Consider the following 1,072-nt stretch of genomic DNA (forward strand, 5'->3'; position numbering starts at 1 on the left):
TGCAATTCCATGCCGGCCAGATTCGCCCACCGAACCACACTCCGGGCATTAGCCCCGACCTGACGCGCCGCCTCCGTGCACGACTCACCCGCCGCCACCAACTCCAACACCCGCGCCCGCAACCCAGTATCGACCACCACAACAACCTCCAAGACCGTTGTTGCGACGACCGTCTGAGCCCGCCAAGCCCAGGAGAGCTCCAGCGTTCGAGTTCAAGTGCTTTCGCGACAGTCCGGATGATCAAGAGTCGGCCGAGGCGCTGCGGCCGCGGGAGCCCGGGGTCCTTCCTTGTTGGCGCACGTGCTGGAGGCGGTGAGCCTGGCCCGGTGTCGCTCAGATATGTGCGCGGGTCCGGCGCCCTTGTGGTGTGGTCTGGCGTCCGGATCCATTCGATTCGAGCGCCAAGACGTGCCCGCGGCACGGTCCGCCCTGGCCTGCTGCCCTCGCAGCATGGCCGCTCGGCGTCAAGGTTCGGTCGTCGTGATCCCGGTGCGCCTTCCCATCGCGCGTTTCCACGGGTTCGGCCGCGTTGCAGCCTTGGATCCGCGGTCCACCCTTTCGACTCGCGCCTGCCGGTGGCGCGTCTCTCGGGCGGACGCTTTCGATCTGCCTTCTTCGCCGCGGCATGGCTACCTCGGCCTGCCGTTGCAGTCGCCGCGTTCGCCTCACTCGACCCGATGCCCTTCAGCTACGCCGCGGCCGGTCGGAACCCCGCCCCTCGGCTCGCCTCGGGTCTGATGGTGTTCCGGCCGGGCCAGCGCCAGCACCGGCTGCAGCGGTCTGCAACCTTCGGTCTGCCTTCTTCGCGGCATGGCTGCCTAGGCCTGCTGGCGCAGTCGCCGTGTTTGCCCGACTCGACCTCCGTGCCTTCAGCTATGCCACTGCCGGTCGGAACCCGGCCCTCGGCTTGCCTTCGCCGGTCTGATGGCGATGCGGCCTGGCCCGCTCCAGCACTGGCTGCCGTGGTTTGCAACCTTCGGTCTGCCTTCTTCGCGGCATGGCCGCCTCGGCTTGCCGGTGCAGTCGCCGTGTTGGCCCCGACTCGTCCTCCGTGCCTTCAGCTATGTCGCTG

The 1,072-nt window shown here is 68.5% G+C and carries 1 protein-coding gene; it reads right to left on the reverse strand.

Features of this window, described 5'->3' with window-relative positions:
* A partial coding sequence (locus ACFQU4_RS21600) for a helix-turn-helix domain-containing protein (protein WP_377496345.1) occupies window positions 1-140 on the reverse strand: 140 nt, incomplete at its 3' end.
* Window positions 141-1,072 lie beyond the last annotated feature (932 nt).

Origin of the sequence: Microlunatus sp. GCM10028923 (assembly GCF_042666975.1) — a bacterium.
In the GTDB taxonomy this organism is placed as follows: Bacteria; Actinomycetota; Actinomycetes; order Propionibacteriales; family Propionibacteriaceae; genus Microlunatus.